Here is a 14,683-nt window from a genome sequence, read left to right as displayed (position 1 = left end):
GCGCCGTGATCATCTCAGGCAACGCGGGGCGCCCTTGGGCGCCCTTTCGTTTGGGCGTGCTGTTTTGATTGGCGGGGTCTTGCCCTATACTTGCCTCGCCAGCAAACGCTTGCGCGAAATATCTGGAAGCAAATTGAGAAGATATGTAGGAAATGCGGGGCCGAACCGCTGACACCGCCTGCCGGAGACGATGATGGACCAACTGTTGACGACCTATGCTTTCGATGCCTCTCAGGGGCTTGAAACGCTGCGTGATTTTATCGTCATGGGCGGCCCGGCGATGTGGGCCATCGCGGTGGTCTCGGTTTTGATGACCACGTTGATCCTGTGGAAGGTCTGGCAGTTGATGTGGTTTGGGGCCTGGTCGGGCGGCCGGCGGTCTGCGCGCGCGCTGGCGTTCTGGGCGCAGGGGCAACAAGATGAGGCGCGGATCTGCCTTGCCGGTCGGCGGTCATTGCGCGCGCGTTTGCTGCGCGCTGCGATGGACAGCGCCGCCGACCCCGGCCTCTCTGAGGCGGACGCCAAAACTGAAACCGCCCGTCAGGCCCGTGCGCTTTTGGCGCAGGCGCGCAGCGGGCTTCGCGGGTTGGAACTGGCCGCGACCATCGGGCCGCTGCTGGGGCTTTTGGGCACCGTTACGGGTATGATCGCGGCCTTTCAGGCGCTGCAAGAGGCGGGTGCGCGGGCAGACCCCTCAGCCCTTGCCGGCGGTATCTGGGAGGCGCTTTTGACCACCGCGGCCGGTATGGCGGTGGCAATTCCGGCGCAGATCGCGTTGACGTGGTTTGAAAGCGTTGTTGACCGCCTGCGCCACGACATGGAAGACACCGCAACGCGGGTATTCATTGGCGCGGCGCCTGCCGCGACCCAAGCCAAGCCGGTTGTCGCCGCCGCGGCCGAGTGATGTTTTCCTTTGCCACCCCCAAACCACGCCGCCGCACGGACCTGACGCCGATGATTGACGTCGTGTTTTTGCTTTTGGTGTTTTTTATGCTGTCGTCGCGGTTTGCGCATGACAGTGTTATCCCGCTGGCGGCGGCTACGGGGCAAGGCGGTCAGTGGCAGGGGCCCGCGCGTCTGCTGGATATCGGGGCCGGTGGGATGTTGGCGCTGAACGGGGCGGATCTGCCACGCGATGCCCTTATAGCACAGCTTGGCCAGTTGGTGTCCGCCCCGACAGACCCGATCATCCTGCGCGGCAAAACCGCCAGCCTGCAAGATCTGGTAACGATAATGGATGATCTGCGCGAAGCCGGCTTTACCCGGCTTATTCTGGTGGAATAGGGGATGGATTTTTCCACCCCTCCGCGCCGACGTGGCGGTGAGACCATGTTGCCGATGATCAACGTGGTGTTTTTGCTGCTGATCTTTTTTCTGATCTCGGCAAAGATGGCCCCGCCCGAACCCTTTGCCATCACCCCGCCCGAGGCCCGCGCCGAGGCCGAGGCATTGGGGGATTTCACCCTTTATCTCAGCGCTGAGGGTGCTTTGGGTTTTCACGATCTGATCAGCACCGGCGCCGATGACGACACCCCACTGTTTGAGGCGCTGATCGCCGCGCGTCAGGAATTTTGCGCCTTTGAGGATTGTGACCTGACCCCCGCGCGCCTGCTGCTGCGCGCCGACGGACAGGCCCCAACGGCCCGGCTGGCGGCGTTATTGCCGCAACTGGGGCAGGCGGGGTTTGCCTCGGTCGATCTGGTGGCGGTGGTGGGGGCCGCACCATGACACGCGCGCGCGGCCTGCTGGAGTTTGGTGTTTTTGGCGCCTTGGCGCTGGGGCTGCATGTGGGGCTGTTTGCGATGGGCGCGCAGCGGGCGGGGGCGGTTGCCTCGGGGGCGGGGGGCGAGGATCTGATCAGCCTGGAGCCCGCCGATGCCGCCACGCTGGCGCTGATCGCAGATTGGGAACGCATTACCCTACCCGAGCCTGACTTGAAACTGCCCGATACCCCGCCCGAAATTCCGGTGTTCAAGATCGAGTTGCCAGAACTGTCGCTGTTGCCGCCAGAGGCGCCAACATTCCCGCCACCGCCCCCCGATAAGCCGTTGCCAAACACCAAACCCCTGCCCAAGCCCGACCCTGTGGCGAAACCCGTCAAACACCCTCAGCCAAAGGCTGAAAGCCGCAAACCCAGCGCTGCTGCCCCCGCTGCGCGTGCTGCGGGTTCGGGGGGCGGCGCGTCAGTGGGGGCGGGCGGGCAGGCGCAGGCAGGCACGTTGTCAAAGGCCCGCACCCAGGATCTGCGGGCCAGTTGGGGCGCAGCCATTCGCGCCCGTATCGAAAGGCGCAAGACCTATCCCTCGGCGGCCAATGGTGCATCAGGCAAGGTAACGGTGCGGCTGAAGGTAACGCGTGCGGGCGTGCTTGCGGCCGTATCGGTGGTGCGGTCATCGGGTAACGCGGCGTTGGATCAGGCGGCGCTACAGGCGGTGAAACGCGCCGGAAAATTCCCGGCTGCCCCCAAGGGCCTTTCGGAGACGGGCTATGACTTCTCGCTCGCGATCCAGTTTTCCCGTTAGGCCCGCTTTGGGAATGCGGAAAATTTTCCGGCGGTATCAATGCGCCCATATTGGGCTGGTGCATATCCATAGGCGCGGCAGTTCACGGGGTTGTCCGCCCAGATTCCGCCGAGGGCGGTGCGATTGCCCTGTAATCGGCGCCGCCGAAATCTGTTTCTGAAATCCCATGGACCCAATTAGGAACGACTACCCCGGCTGTGCGAAGCGCCGGTGCGTTTTTAAGCGATTGCCTACGAAATAAGGCGACAGGCTATTGGGACAATTTGCAGCAAAGTGCCGCCAGCGATAAGACACAAACCACGCCGTGCCCCGCGTGAGGACGCAAGCAAGTTCTGCACCATTGGGTTGTGAATGCGGTCGGCGCGGTTATCGGCCATTACCCGCGCCGTTCCGATTTCAATTGCGCCGTCGTCCTTCACCATGACAGCGCGAGCCGTTATTCCAGCCCCGAAAAAGGTAATCACCAAACCCAAGCCCGTAAGAGCGTCCGAAGTAATGTTTTCCATTTAAATTCATTTCTGTCGCCATAGTACGCCGCGAAGCGGATGCACCCGGCAAGCGACTGGCTCACGTTTGCGTGAACGGTTATGGCCTTCGGTTGGTGGTCCACGCGCCTAAACGTGCCGTTTGAAAGTCTAGGCAGTCTTTAGGTAAAGATTTCAGAGTTTTTAAAATCTCAATAAAATCAAAAACTTAAATGGTAAGGTGACAGCCCGTAGGGTTGTGTCAGTTTCCAGCGATAACAAGGGCATAGGCTGTCCAATCGACACCAATACCCCCTCTGACAACAAAGCGAAAAATCCCGCTTTGTCCAACGGCAAAACGAAAAACCCCGACGCGCTGGCGGGCGCAATCGGGGCTGATCAGAAAAGCAGTATCTTCGACTTAGAAGAGTATCGCCTTCGGGCGATGGCTTCAACCTTGTTGATCCAGGCGATTGCCGATTGCCACCCACTTGACGCGGCGTTGCTCATGTCCGCCGCGCTGGACGACATGCGCGTTCCAGTGCCACCCGTTCCGTTGATCAACGCAATGGATGAAGCGAAGAGCTGGGCGAAGCGGTCAACTCCGGCAGAACATAAAGCTTATGCCTTGGTCTGCTTTCAGGCGATGCCCGCAAAGGATCAGGCCGCTTTCCTCGCCTATGTGCAGAAGGAGGCCGGCCAATGAAAATGCTTGTGCATCGAATCGCAAATGGCACGGCCTCGGCTGTCGCTCTCCATACGGCAAAAAATCATATGCGCGTCAGTCACAATGATGATGACGCTGCAATTGCAATCATGATTGATGCGGCTACTGCGGAGATCGAGCAATTCGCCCAGATCGCGTTACTAAATCAGACCATCCGTGTGGTGATCTTCGACCCGGCAATCGAGTGCAGCTTGACCTTGCCTATCGGGCCAACCGCTGACGACACGGTTCCAACTGTCACAATAGACGGCGAACCGTTTACGGCGTTCACCTTTGAGGGCGGCGCGCGTCCGTATATTCGATGGCGCGCCCCATTCTACGAGTTACTACCCGACCGCTTAACCATTGAATACCAAGCCGGGTTTGGCGCGTCTGAACAAGATGTGCCGCGCGACCTTGCGCAAGCCGTGATGGATCAGGCCGCGCTTTACTATGACGGGCGTTCACCGATGGGCGCCAAGTCGCTGACGACCTCGCCACACATGGCCCGCATTGCGGCCAGGTATCGGGGGGTTTCGCTATGACGCAACGCACCATTGACGAGCTGTTGTTTCATTGGCGGACAGTGATTGGAAAGGCACCGCCAGGATGGGCGCGCAACTTCGCGCTGTCGATCCAGAAGGCGCGCCGCCGCCCCGACTGGCACCCTTCATCTAAGCAACTGTCACTCATGCAACAGATGGTTGCTGAGCTGTTCATCCATGGTGCTGACGATGGCGAGATTGACGTGATCGAGAGGGGTTGAGGGAAAAGAAGAAAGCCCGCCGTTAACGCGGCGGGCCGATGTGCGGGGGAGGGTTCAGACAGTGGCCCCGCACAGGGAAGCGCTTACCACGGGGCGGGATCATAAAGCAAGGGCAGTCCTAGAGACCGAGGCCCGATCCCCTGCACGGCGTCCATGTGCAGAAAGCAGCGGTCAACCATCCAGCGAGGACGCGCGCATGGATGGACCCTAAGCGGCGGCCCGGCTCCGGCCAGCAAGATCGCGGTGGGTATAGGGGCAGCCTCGGCAAGCGCCGGGGCTGCCTTCCTATACCCATCACAACAACCCTCACCATCCAGCAGGATGAAGAGGACAGAGCGACGAAGAAGCGAAGAGATGAGGAAGAACACGATGATCAGAGCAAGAGACCTTCATGAGCACGCCGACCTCTTCGGGAATGGTCCCAATGCCGCGACCTTGCAAAAGGCTGGGGACCGGGGAGGGAGTTGTCCTTTCTCTCTTCTTGAAAAAATCCGGGGAAAATCGCAGCCGATACGCGCAATTCAGTTTTTGGGGCTTTTGCGCGTTCCTCAAGGCAAAAACGCTGGAAAACCCCTTAAACTCGCTGATTTTCAAAGGAAATTCGTCAAAGGCGCACTTTCCAAAGGAGTGATGGTTGGCGTCCTGTCCATCGGGCGCGGCAACGCTAAGACCGCCCTTTCCGCTGGCCTTGCTCTGGCTGAGCTGGTTGGCGCACTCGATGTGAAGCCCCAGCCCCAGCGGGAAGTCATCATCGCTGCCCGCAACCGCGATCAGGCCAAGACTGCGTTCAGCTTTATTCTCGGCTTTATCCAAGGATTGCCCGAGGCGGATCAGGCGCAGTTCATCATTCGGCGCGGCTCGAAACTGGAAATTGAATTTGAGGGCAATGGCGGCGGGCTGGTGCGGGTGATCGCAGCTGATGGCAAGTCCATTCTCGGCGGGGCCCCAACGCTTGCAATCATGGATGAACGGGCGGCATGGGTGCGCGACAAGGGCGACGATCTAGAAAACGCCATCCTGTCCGGCTTAGGCAGCAGCGTTGGTCAGAAGTTGGATGTGCAGATAGCGGCGCTGACAGGCGCGGGAGTTTCCACGCCCGACACGCTCAACAGGTTCGCATCATGGCGCAGGCTGCCATTTTCGGTTCGCAAATCCCCGAAGGATGCCAGCTTGACAAGCGGCAGGGACGCCTTGTCAGAAGCTGTTGTGTGGTGCAGCCGGGCTTGAAGCTGTTTTAGGGAAAGGTTGTTCGACTCAATCCGCTGCGCTTTCACATCCGCGAACATCGAAACGGCTAGTGGGACATCGCAGCCTTGGGCTTTGGTCGAAATTTCACTCAGATCAGGGTCAGTTTGATATTGCAAAAGGTCAATAGTGCTGACATACTCTGCCATAGTAATCTCCACAAAGGGTCATCGGGGTGCTTCCCGATGGCCCTGTTCTTTTTTGTGGCGGCAGAATCGAACAGGGTCGAAGACGACTATAGCGTCAGAGGGAATTCTGCGCAAGTGATTGAAGTTTCACGCTAAATGTGAAAGTCTGGATAAGCAGACAGCTTACGCGCTTAGGTGCCGAGTAGGTCTGATAGGTCGGTATCGGATAGGCGCGAGTTTGTCGTTGCTTGGACTGGCTTCCCCTCCGCCTCGAATTCATCCAGCTTGTCGCTCCACCATTGTAGCATCCGCGTCCGCTCATCCAGATACAGCGCAGCGCTGTAGGCGGAACGCACCGAGTCGCCCGGAACATGGGCAAGCTGGCGCTCGATCGCGTCGGGACGCCACAGTTCGCTTTCGTTGAGAATGGTCGACGCGGTGGCGCGGAAGCCGTGCGTAGTGGCGCGGCTGTGGTAGCCCATGCGGTAAAGAGCAAAGAGCATCGTGTTTTCGCTCATGGGCTTGCCGCGCGTTCCTTCGGCTATCCATTCTGAGTCGCCTGCCAGCGCCCTTAGCCGTTCCAGGATTGCCTTGGCTTGCTGTGACAAGGGGATGACGTGATCCCGGCCCGACTTCATACGTTCGGCAGGGATGCGCCACAGACCGCCCTCTACCTCTGCCCAGCGCCCGAAGCGCACTTCGTTGGTTCGGGTCATGGTGTGAATGACAAGTTCCAGGGCCAAAGCGGTCTTAGCCTGGCCGTCGAAGGCGCGTAGCCGCTGCATGAATTCGGGCATTTCACCCGCTTTCAGCGCGGCCATGTGGCGGGTCTTGGGTGGGGGCTTCAACGCGCCTTTCAAGTTGGCCGCTGGGTCATGCTTGGCCCGGTCGCTTGCGATGGCATAGCGGAAGATCGCGCTGATCTTCTGGCGCAGCCGCTTGGCAATGTCCTGCGCCCCGCGCGCCTCTACCGCCCGCAAGAGCTTCAAGACTTCGCTGGGTTCAATGTCCGTAATGGGGCGAGCGCCCAGCGCAGGGAACACGTCTCGTTCAAACTGGCGGAACACCTGCGGGGCATATTTGGGTGCCCATGTCGGTTCCTGCGCCCGCAGCCATTCACGCCCGATGGCTTCGAAGGTGTCATGGTCTGTCGTGGCGCTGTTGGTATTGCGCGCCGGGTCGATACCATCAGCCAGCGCCTTCTTAGCGCGGTCCCGCAAGGCGCGGGCATCTGCCAGTGAGACCTTGGGGTAGACCCCGAACGCCAGCGTCTTTTGCTTGCCTTCAAAGCGGTATACCAAGCGCCACAGCTTCGATCCATTGGGGTTCACCAAGAGGTGCAGCCCGCCGCCATCGCTATATTTCTTGGGCTTTTGTTGGGGTTTCAGCCCCCTGAGTGCCGTGTCAACCAGAGCCATGATTCACCTGTTGGTATCGCGGACGAATCCGATACCAGCATTTGATACCAACATCGCTGAGATGCATAGACACTCATGGAGACGCATGGGTTTTGGCAAGATTGATTTTAAACGATTTTCTCGCCTGCGAAATCGACTGTAACACATTTCGAAGGGGAAGTGGCAGCCCGTAGGGGAGTCGAACCCCTCTTTTCAGGTTGAAAACCTGACGTCCTAACCGATAGACGAACGGGCCACACTTGGCGTGGAGCGGTGTTTAGGCCAGGCGGGTGTGACTCGCAAGGGGTTTTTCATGATTTTCGCAAAACTTTGCGGGTGGGGATGAAAGATAAGCAATCTCAGGCTTTTGACGCGTCTTCAAGGCGTAGTTGTACCTTGTTGCGCCCGCCCCAGCTGTTGATCTCCAATCGCCCGGCTAGATGGTAGCGCGCAGCCCCCGGCTGTTCCAGCATCGGCCCCAGCGGGCCGTCAAAGGCGCCAAAGGCGATGGCGTCGATACGGGCGCCCATTCCATCGCCAAAGCTAAAGCGCAGATGGGTTTCGCCAATCCGGCGCGGCGCAAAAACCGTCATCGCGGCAAAGGCAAAGCGGGGCGCAGGGGCGGACTGACCAAACGGGCCGGCCTTCTCGATTTCGTCGATCAACCCTGTGGTGGCGGCGCCGGGCATTAGCAGACCATCAAGGCGCAGATCGCGGGGCCCGGCATTGCCAGCGCCCTGGCGGGCCAGCAGCTCGGCCAGCCGCGCCATTGCGGGTTCCAGCTTATCCGCGGCCAATGTCAGCCCGGCGGCCATCTTGTGGCCGCCGCCTTTCAAGAACAGCCCCTCGGCGGTGACGCGCTGCACTGCCGCGCCAAGATCTACCCCCGCCACCGACCGGGCTGAGCCCTTGCCGATACCGCCTTCCAATCCGATCACGACTGCGGGGCGATTGGTTGCCTCTTTCAACCGCGCAGCGACAATACCCACCACACCAGGGTGCCAGCCTTCGCCCGCTGCCCAGACCAAAGGGCCATCCAGCCCGCGCGCCTCAGCCTGCGCCAAGGCCGCGTCGCGCACCCGGTTTTCAATATCCCGCCGCTCGGTGTTCAGCATATCCAGCCGTTCGGCCAAGGCCTGCGTCTCATGTGGATCGTCGCTGGCCAGTAGCCTTGCGCCAAGATCAGCGGCACCGATCCGGCCACCAGCATTGATACGCGGCCCCAGGAGAAAGCCCAGATGATAGGTGCTGGGGGCCTGATCCATCCGTGCCACATCGCAAAGCGCTACCATGCCGGGGCGTTCGCGCCGTCCCATCACCTTCAGCCCCTGGCGCACCAATGCACGGTTGACGCCGATCAGCGGTGCCACGTCTGCCACCGTCGCCAGTGCGACCAGATCCAGCATCGCCATCAGATCCGGCCCCTGCACGCCGTCCGCGCGCAGCTGGCGGTTGGCCTCGACCAACATCAAAAACACCACCGAGGCGGCGCACAGATGCCCCAGCGCGCCATCCTCATCCTGCCGGTTCGGGTTGACCACCGCCAATGCAGGGGGCAGCTCCTCACCGCCAAGATGATGGTCCAGTACCAGCACATCTGCGCCTTCAGCCGCCGCAATCGGCGCATGGCTCAACGTGCCGCAGTCAACACAAATGATCAGCGAATGAGCCTGCGCCAGTTCGGCCATCGCAGGCTCGTTGGGGCCATAGCCCTCACTGATGCGGTCGGGAATATATAGCGTCGCCCGCTGCCCCATCTGCCGTAACCAGGTGATCAGCAGCGCAGCAGAGGCACCGCCATCCACATCGTAATCGGCAAAAATCGCCACTTTCTCGTGCGCCTTGACGGCGGTCAAAAACCGAGTGGCTGCACGCTCCATACCCTTGAGGCTGCGTGGGTCGGGCAGCAGATCTCGCAACTGCGGCGCCAGAAATCGTGCCGCATCCTGCGGCTCGACCCCACGCGCCACCAACACACGGGCCAGCGGCAACGGCAGGCGGGTTTCCTGTGCCATCGCTTCGGCAAGCCGATCAGCTTCGATACCGGGGCCAATCCAGCGTCTGCCTGTGGCCGAGCTTTCGACATTCAAAAAGGCTGATACAGTCATGCCCCTTCATCGCTGATTCCGCCCCGGGGTGCCATAGGTTTCATTTGGCTTTTGTTTGGTGAAAATACTCTCGGGGGGGCGCCGCTTTGAAAAAGCGGCGTTGGGGGGGCAGACAGCCCCCCGGCGCTACAATGCGATCACTTGACCGGGCTACGGTAGATCATCCGGCGCACCGACCCGGTTTTTGAGCGCATCAGGATTGTCTCGGTGGTGACATAGCCCGGCTCGCGCTTGATCCCCCGCACGATCGAGCCGTCGGTGACGCCGGTCGCCGCAAAAATCACATCGCGGGTGACCATGTCGTCGCGGGCATAGATGCGGTTCAGATCGGTAATCCCGGCCTTGGCGGCGCGGCCACGTTCATCGTCGTTGCGAAATAGCAGCCGCCCCCACATCTGCCCGCCCATGCATTTCAGCGCCGAGGCCGCCAATACCCCCTCAGGTGCGCCGCCAGATCCCATATACATGTCGATCCCGGTGATATCGGCTTCGGCGCAGTGGATCACACCGGCAACATCGCCATCGGTGATCAACCGGATTGCCGCCCCGGTGGCGCGGATTTCCGCGATCAGATCATCATGGCGGGGGCGCTCAAGCACGCAGCAGGTGATGTCTTGGGGTTTTACGCCGCGCGCTTTTGCCAGCGCATTGACGCGTTCTGAGGGTGACATATCAAGGCTGACGACGTCCTTGGGGTAATCCGGCCCGATTGCCAGCTTGTCCATGTAGACGTCTGGCGCATGCAGCAGCGTGCCGCGTGGCGCCATGGCAATGACGGTCAGCGCATTGGGCATGTCTTTGGCGGTCAGCGTCGTGCCCTCCAGCGGGTCCAGCGCGATATCGACCGCAGGGCCGTTGCCGGTGCCGACCTCTTCACCGATAAACAGCATCGGGGCTTCGTCGCGTTCGCCTTCGCCAATCACCACAACCCCTTTGATATCAAGCATGTTGAGTTGCTGGCGCATCGCGTTGACCGCGGCCTGGTCGGCGGCTTTTTCATCGCCGCGGCCGATCAGGTGTGCAGAGGCATGGGCGGCGGCCTCCGACACACGGGCAAGGCCCAGCGAAAGCATACGGTCAGAGAATTCAAGCGAGTTTGACATTTTATGGGTCCTGCATCGGGGATAGGCTCTTGGCGGCATCTAGCGCGCTTGTCGGCCGTTGGGCAAGTCCGGTAGCGCCAACGCAAACCACCGGGCATCCTGCCCGCTGATGCTGCGTCCCGCATCCTGCCATTGACCCCATGGCAATCAGAAAAAGATTTGCAGCTTCACGTCGTCTGGCCGGGCCTGATCTGCGCGTTCAAAGGCGTCGATAGATTGCGTAAAGGGATAGCTGGCCGAGATGAGGGGTTTTACATCAATCTTGCCACTGGCCAGCAGCGCAATGGCCCGGTCGTAAACATTCGCATAGCGAAAGGCGGTCACAATGTGAATTTCCTTCACGATCAGGGCGACTATATCCATCGCCACCGGCGTTACCGGCATGCCGATGCAAACCAGCGTTCCCCCCGGGCGAAGAAGACCTGCTACACCGGCAAAGGCCGCCGCCGCGCCGGAACACTCAAAGACCAGATCAGCGCCACGGTTCCCGGTCTGCGTCATAACCTGCGCTGGCAGCCCCTCTGGATGGGCTGCCAGCGCCTCGATGCCGGGGTATTGCGTGGCGGTTTTCACCTTTTGCGCAGATGGATCAAAGATCAAGACCCGCACGCAGCCCGCGGCAAGCGCGCAAAGCGCCGTCAGAATACCAATCGGCCCGGCCCCCATGACAACCGCAACATCGCCCGCCATCACCCGCGCTTTCGATACCGCCTGCATCCCTACCGCCAGTGGTTCCACCATCGCGCCTTCGGCCTGTGAAACGCCGTCGGGCAGGCGGTAAACCAGCGCGGCTGGATGGGTGACTTCCGGTGTCAGGCAGCCATGCACCGGCGGCGTTGCCCAGAAGGTCAGCGAAGGGTCAAGATTATAAAGCCCGATCCGGCTGGCATCGCTGGAAAAATCGGGGATACCGGGCTCGATACAGACACGGTCGCCGGGCCGCAGATGGCTGACGTCCGCGCCACATTCCAGCACCGTGCCCGCGCCTTCATGGCCCAGCACCATCGGTTCGGTCACCACGAAGGGGCCAATCCTGCCATGACGATAGTAATGCACATCGCTGCCACAGATGCCGACAACATCCATTCGGATGCGCACATCCTGCGGCCCCATCGACATTTGCAGATCAATATCGCGCAACGTCAGTTCGCGCGGGCGTTCCAGAACAAGTGCTTTTGCCATTTTCGCCTCATATACAGGTATAGCCGGCGTCAGCCGTCAGGATGGATCCAGTCAGAAGGCTTGACGCATCCGACGCCAGAAACTGGACGACCGAGGCAACCTCATGGGGTTGCCCCATTCGGCCAGCGGGCGTCATGTCCAGCCAACGGGATAGAAGGCCGGGCGTGCCTTCCAGTTCTTTCAAAAGCGGCGTTTCGATATAGGTGGGCGCGACCGCATTCACCCGCACGCCGCGCTTTGCCCATTCGACGGCCAGCGATTTCGTCAGGTGATGCACCCCGGCCTTTGACGCATTGTAATGGCACTGCGGTTGCGGAACATTGACGATTTCTGCCGACATCGATCCGATATTGATGATGGATCCACGGCCCGCTTCCAGCATCCGGCGGCCAAAACCGCGGCAGGTGCGAAACACGCCGGTCAGATTGACGGTGATCACCTTGTCCCATTCGGCGTCTGTCATGTCCTCGGCCGGGGTGTTTGTCACCACGCCAGCATTGCAGACCAGAATATCAAGGGGTGAAAGCGCCTTGGCCAAGGCATCAATTCCGGTGCTGTCGGTCACGTCAAGCGCCTTGGCCTGCGCCTTCCAGCCTTGGGCCCGCAAATCGGCGGCGGTGGCCTCGGCGCGTTCTTTCAAGATATCGGTGCAGACCACTTCGGCCCCGGTCGCGGCCAGCGCCCCGGCTATCGCCGCGCCAATCCCCTGGCCGGCACCTGTAACCAGCGCCAGCCTGCCGGTCAGATCCAGTTTCGCCCTGTAATCCATTTCCGCCTCTTTCATTCAGGTCAGCGCACAGCGCAGCGCCTCGCCGCGCAGGCCGCGCAATGCCTCTTCCGATGCCAGCCGTTGCAGCGCCCGGACCGACGCATCCGAATAGAATGCCGCATGAGGCGACATTAGAACATTCGGCGCCTTGCGCAGCGGCGAGGCATCCGGCAGCGGTTCCTTCTCAAACACATCCAGTCCGGCCCCCGAAAGCTGCCCCGAGACCAGCGCCGCTGCCAGGGCATCCTCGTCGATCAGGCCGCCGCGCGAACAGTTGATCACGATGGCGCCTGCCGGCATCGTCGCAATCGCGGCAGCGTTGATCAGATGCCGGGTCTGCGGTGTAAAGGGCAGATGCAGCGACAGGATATTGGCCGAGGCGATAACCTCATCGCGCGCAAGCGGCGTGATTCCGGCAGCTTTTGCATCCTCGTCACTGACATAGGGGTCAAAGCCGGTGATCTTGCATCCAAACACCGCCATCCGCGCCGCATAGGCGCGGGCGATCCGGCCCATGCCGATCAGCCCGACCGTGGTGTCGCGCAGTGAGCGCAACCCACTGACCATACTGGCGATCTTCCATTCACCAGAGCGGATGCCGCTATCAAAACTGCCCAGCTTGCGCGCAAGCGCAAGCGAGAAGGCGGTGGCGTGATCGGCCACTTCTTCGACCCCGTAATCGGGCACATTGCAGACCCGAACGCCAAGGTCCTTTGCCGCCACAAGGTCAACATTGTCAACGCCAACGCCATAGCGCACCACCACGGCACCGGGCGCAAGTGCGGCCATCACCTTCCGCGTCATCGGCGCGAAATTGTTCAAAACCGCCTGCGCACCCTGAACTGCAGCCAAGGTCTCGTCCTCGGCTTTGCACTGATGTTCAAAAAAGACGGCTCCGGCGGCTTTTGCGGCCGCCTGTTCGTGGCGGGTGTTGCCAAAGGCCTGGTCGGTAACCACCAATTTCAGATTCGATCCGCTCACAGTAGCCCCCGCTTTGCCAGATTGCGCATCAGGGCGCGGGTGCCAAAGGTCCACTGGGGCGCCTCGTCAGAAAACACCACCGTGTTGGTAAGCGTTCCCAGTAGCGGGGTCGAAATTTCGACCTTATCGCCGGGCTTGTGGGTGAAACCCGAGCCCTTTTCCGCGCGGTCCTGGGTTGGCGCGAACATCGTGCCCAAAAACAGCATGAACCCATCGGGGTACTGATGCGATTTGTTGCACGTCTGCGCGACCAGATCGGCGGGCTTGCGGCTGATTTCGGCCATGTTCGATTTGCCCGACATGACGAACCCGTCCGTGCCGGTGACGGTCATGGTAAGTTCGGCATTCTCGATATCAGCCAGAGTGAAGTTTTCGTCGAACAGGCGGATGAACGGGCCGATGGAACACGATGCATTGTTGTCCTTGGCCTTGCCCAAAAGCAGCGCCGAACGCCCTTCGACATCGCGCAGGTTCACGTCGTTGCCCAGCGTTGCGCCCCGGATATTGCCGCTGGCATCGACCGCCAGCACCACCTCTGGTTCGGGGTTGTTCCACTGGGAAATCCGGTTCACCCCAACCTGGGCGCCATACCCCACCGACGACATAGGCTGCGATTTGGTGAACACTTCGGCATCGGGGCCGATACCAACCTCAAGATACTGCGACCAAAGCCCCTCAGCGATCAGCGCGGCCTTCACCTCGGCGGCCTTTTCCGACCCGGCCTGCACATTCGACAGGCTGTCACCGATCAGCGTGCCGATCCGCTGGCGCAGGGTATCGGCACGCGCCGGATCACCCGATGTGCGCTCATCAATAACGCGTTCGATCATGCTGCGCGCAAAGGTTACGCCGCAGGCTTTCAGCGCCTGAAAATCGCACGGAGCCAGCAGGCAGGGACGATCAGAGTGATAGCCCATTTCGGCCGGATCAAGCACCAGATCTTTGGGCGTGCCGATTACCTCGCCTTTCAGCGCCGCAAAGCGCGCGGCTGGGTCGCTGTCAAGGAAATCCGCCATCGAGACGACCTCGGCCGTCACATCGACAAGCTTGCCATCGCGCAAGATGACAACCGACGGCCCCTTTCCGGGTAGCCAGGCGCGGCCAACGAACTTTGCGGTTTCGGTGGAATTGGGCAGCATGGATGACTCCTCCTCGAATAAATAGTTTAACTAGATATACACGCTACTACAATTCTGGCAAGCACAGAGATTATTGATGGGCCGTTTCGTATATTTCCAAATAAATACACTATTTATCAATATATTAGTTGCTATTACCCAAACATCATGCCCTGAAGCGGATGATGGGGAGG

Annotated in this window: 15 protein-coding genes and 1 tRNA gene; 8 read left to right on the top strand and 8 right to left on the bottom strand. The window is 60.6% G+C overall.

Annotation, left to right across the window (positions count from 1 at the left end; translation table 11 throughout):
- Positions 1–193: 193 nt before the first annotated feature.
- The 8 genes from ACM62R_RS14185 (at position 194) to ACM62R_RS14150 (ending at position 5,685) form a co-directional block, all read left to right on the top strand.
- Positions 194–904, top strand: coding sequence for a MotA/TolQ/ExbB proton channel family protein (locus tag ACM62R_RS14185; protein WP_415184694.1), 711 nt, complete (start codon positions 194–196; stop codon positions 902–904).
- Complete coding sequence (locus ACM62R_RS14180; protein ID WP_415184717.1) at positions 904–1,284, top strand: ExbD/TolR family protein; 381 nt, start codon at positions 904–906, stop codon at positions 1,282–1,284. Before ACM62R_RS14185 ends, ACM62R_RS14180 begins: the two co-directional genes overlap by 1 nt.
- A gap of 45 nt (positions 1,285–1,329) precedes the next feature.
- Positions 1,330–1,728, top strand: a complete 399-nt coding sequence (locus ACM62R_RS14175) for an ExbD/TolR family protein (protein WP_415184693.1) — start codon at positions 1,330–1,332, stop codon at positions 1,726–1,728.
- Positions 1,725–2,522 (top strand): energy transducer TonB family protein, encoded by a 798-nt coding sequence (locus ACM62R_RS14170; protein ID WP_415184692.1) that lies wholly within the window; start codon positions 1,725–1,727, stop codon positions 2,520–2,522. Before ACM62R_RS14175 ends, ACM62R_RS14170 begins: the two co-directional genes overlap by 4 nt.
- 723 nt (positions 2,523–3,245) lie before the next feature.
- On the top strand, positions 3,246–3,692 hold the full coding sequence (locus tag ACM62R_RS14165; RefSeq protein ID WP_415184691.1) for a hypothetical protein: 447 nt from the start codon (positions 3,246–3,248) through the stop codon (positions 3,690–3,692).
- On the top strand, positions 3,689–4,237 hold the full coding sequence (locus ACM62R_RS14160) for a head-tail connector protein (protein ID WP_415184690.1): 549 nt from the start codon (positions 3,689–3,691) through the stop codon (positions 4,235–4,237). The genes ACM62R_RS14165 and ACM62R_RS14160 overlap by 4 nt, the downstream gene beginning before the upstream one ends.
- Positions 4,234–4,458: a hypothetical protein gene (locus ACM62R_RS14155; RefSeq protein WP_415184689.1), complete on the top strand. Its 225-nt coding sequence runs from the start codon at positions 4,234–4,236 to the stop codon at positions 4,456–4,458. Before ACM62R_RS14160 ends, ACM62R_RS14155 begins: the two co-directional genes overlap by 4 nt.
- Before the next feature lie 354 nt (positions 4,459–4,812).
- Positions 4,813–5,685: a terminase large subunit domain-containing protein gene (locus tag ACM62R_RS14150; RefSeq protein ID WP_415184688.1), complete on the top strand. Its 873-nt coding sequence runs from the start codon at positions 4,813–4,815 to the stop codon at positions 5,683–5,685.
- Between the two features lie 337 nt (positions 5,686–6,022).
- On the opposite strand, the gene ACM62R_RS14145 is transcribed toward ACM62R_RS14150, so the two are convergent.
- The 8 genes from ACM62R_RS14145 to ACM62R_RS14110 all read right to left on the bottom strand — a co-directional run bounded on the left by ACM62R_RS14145 (position 6,023) and on the right by ACM62R_RS14110 (position 14,510).
- A complete protein-coding gene (locus ACM62R_RS14145; protein WP_415184687.1) occupies positions 6,023–7,249 on the bottom strand; it encodes a tyrosine-type recombinase/integrase in 1,227 nt (408 codons plus the stop codon).
- 160 nt (positions 7,250–7,409) lie between these two features.
- Positions 7,410–7,484, bottom strand: a tRNA-Glu gene (locus ACM62R_RS14140).
- 103 nt (positions 7,485–7,587) lie between these two features.
- The gene (gene recJ / locus ACM62R_RS14135; protein ID WP_415184686.1) at positions 7,588–9,336 is read right to left on the bottom strand and encodes a single-stranded-DNA-specific exonuclease RecJ; all 1,749 of its coding nucleotides are present in this window, start codon (positions 9,334–9,336) and stop codon (positions 7,588–7,590) included.
- A 137-nt stretch (positions 9,337–9,473) separates the two neighbouring features.
- On the bottom strand, positions 9,474–10,439 hold the full coding sequence (glpX, locus tag ACM62R_RS14130) for a class II fructose-bisphosphatase (RefSeq protein ID WP_415184685.1): 966 nt from the start codon (positions 10,437–10,439) through the stop codon (positions 9,474–9,476).
- Between the two features lie 147 nt (positions 10,440–10,586).
- On the bottom strand, positions 10,587–11,621 hold the full coding sequence (locus tag ACM62R_RS14125; protein WP_415184684.1) for an NAD(P)-dependent alcohol dehydrogenase: 1,035 nt from the start codon (positions 11,619–11,621) through the stop codon (positions 10,587–10,589).
- Between the two features lie 7 nt (positions 11,622–11,628).
- Complete coding sequence (locus ACM62R_RS14120) at positions 11,629–12,390, bottom strand: SDR family NAD(P)-dependent oxidoreductase (RefSeq protein ID WP_415184683.1); 762 nt, start codon at positions 12,388–12,390, stop codon at positions 11,629–11,631.
- 15 nt (positions 12,391–12,405) lie between these two features.
- Positions 12,406–13,371, bottom strand: a complete 966-nt coding sequence (locus ACM62R_RS14115; RefSeq protein WP_415184682.1) for a C-terminal binding protein — start codon at positions 13,369–13,371, stop codon at positions 12,406–12,408.
- Positions 13,368–14,510 carry a fumarylacetoacetate hydrolase family protein gene (locus ACM62R_RS14110; protein WP_415184681.1) on the bottom strand — a complete coding sequence of 381 codons (1,143 nt, stop codon included), beginning with the start codon at positions 14,508–14,510 and terminating at the stop codon, positions 13,368–13,370. Before ACM62R_RS14110 ends, ACM62R_RS14115 begins: the two co-directional genes overlap by 4 nt.
- Between the last annotated feature and the right edge of the window lie 173 nt (positions 14,511–14,683).

Source organism: Phaeovulum sp., assembly GCF_047638075.1.
In the GTDB taxonomy this organism is placed as follows: domain Bacteria; phylum Pseudomonadota; class Alphaproteobacteria; order Rhodobacterales; family Rhodobacteraceae; genus UBA6197.
Note: the sequence above shows the minus strand (reverse complement) of the source record. Positions and strands in the feature narration are given on the sequence as shown.

Excerpts from the sequence above, each read along its gene's own strand:
- glpX (WP_415184685.1), bottom strand. The coding sequence starts at position 10,439 with ATGTCAAACTCGCTTGAATTCTCTGACCGTATGCTTTCGCTGGGCCTT.
- ACM62R_RS14145 (WP_415184687.1), bottom strand. The coding sequence starts at position 7,249 with ATGGCTCTGGTTGACACGGCACTCAGGGGGCTGAAACCCCAACAAAAG.
- ACM62R_RS14125 (WP_415184684.1), bottom strand. The coding sequence starts at position 11,621 with ATGGCAAAAGCACTTGTTCTGGAACGCCCGCGCGAACTGACGTTGCGC.
- ACM62R_RS14155 (WP_415184689.1), top strand. The coding sequence starts at position 4,234 with ATGACGCAACGCACCATTGACGAGCTGTTGTTTCATTGGCGGACAGTG.
- ACM62R_RS14120 (WP_415184683.1), bottom strand. The coding sequence starts at position 12,390 with ATGGATTACAGGGCGAAACTGGATCTGACCGGCAGGCTGGCGCTGGTT.
- ACM62R_RS14175 (WP_415184693.1), top strand. The coding sequence starts at position 1,330 with ATGTTGCCGATGATCAACGTGGTGTTTTTGCTGCTGATCTTTTTTCTG.
- ACM62R_RS14170 (WP_415184692.1), top strand. The coding sequence starts at position 1,725 with ATGACACGCGCGCGCGGCCTGCTGGAGTTTGGTGTTTTTGGCGCCTTG.
- ACM62R_RS14110 (WP_415184681.1), bottom strand. The coding sequence starts at position 14,510 with ATGCTGCCCAATTCCACCGAAACCGCAAAGTTCGTTGGCCGCGCCTGG.
- ACM62R_RS14160 (WP_415184690.1), top strand. The coding sequence starts at position 3,689 with ATGAAAATGCTTGTGCATCGAATCGCAAATGGCACGGCCTCGGCTGTC.
- ACM62R_RS14185 (WP_415184694.1), top strand. The coding sequence starts at position 194 with ATGGACCAACTGTTGACGACCTATGCTTTCGATGCCTCTCAGGGGCTT.
- ACM62R_RS14150 (WP_415184688.1), top strand. The coding sequence starts at position 4,813 with ATGAGGAAGAACACGATGATCAGAGCAAGAGACCTTCATGAGCACGCC.
- ACM62R_RS14180 (WP_415184717.1), top strand. The coding sequence starts at position 904 with ATGTTTTCCTTTGCCACCCCCAAACCACGCCGCCGCACGGACCTGACG.
- recJ (WP_415184686.1), bottom strand. The coding sequence starts at position 9,336 with ATGACTGTATCAGCCTTTTTGAATGTCGAAAGCTCGGCCACAGGCAGA.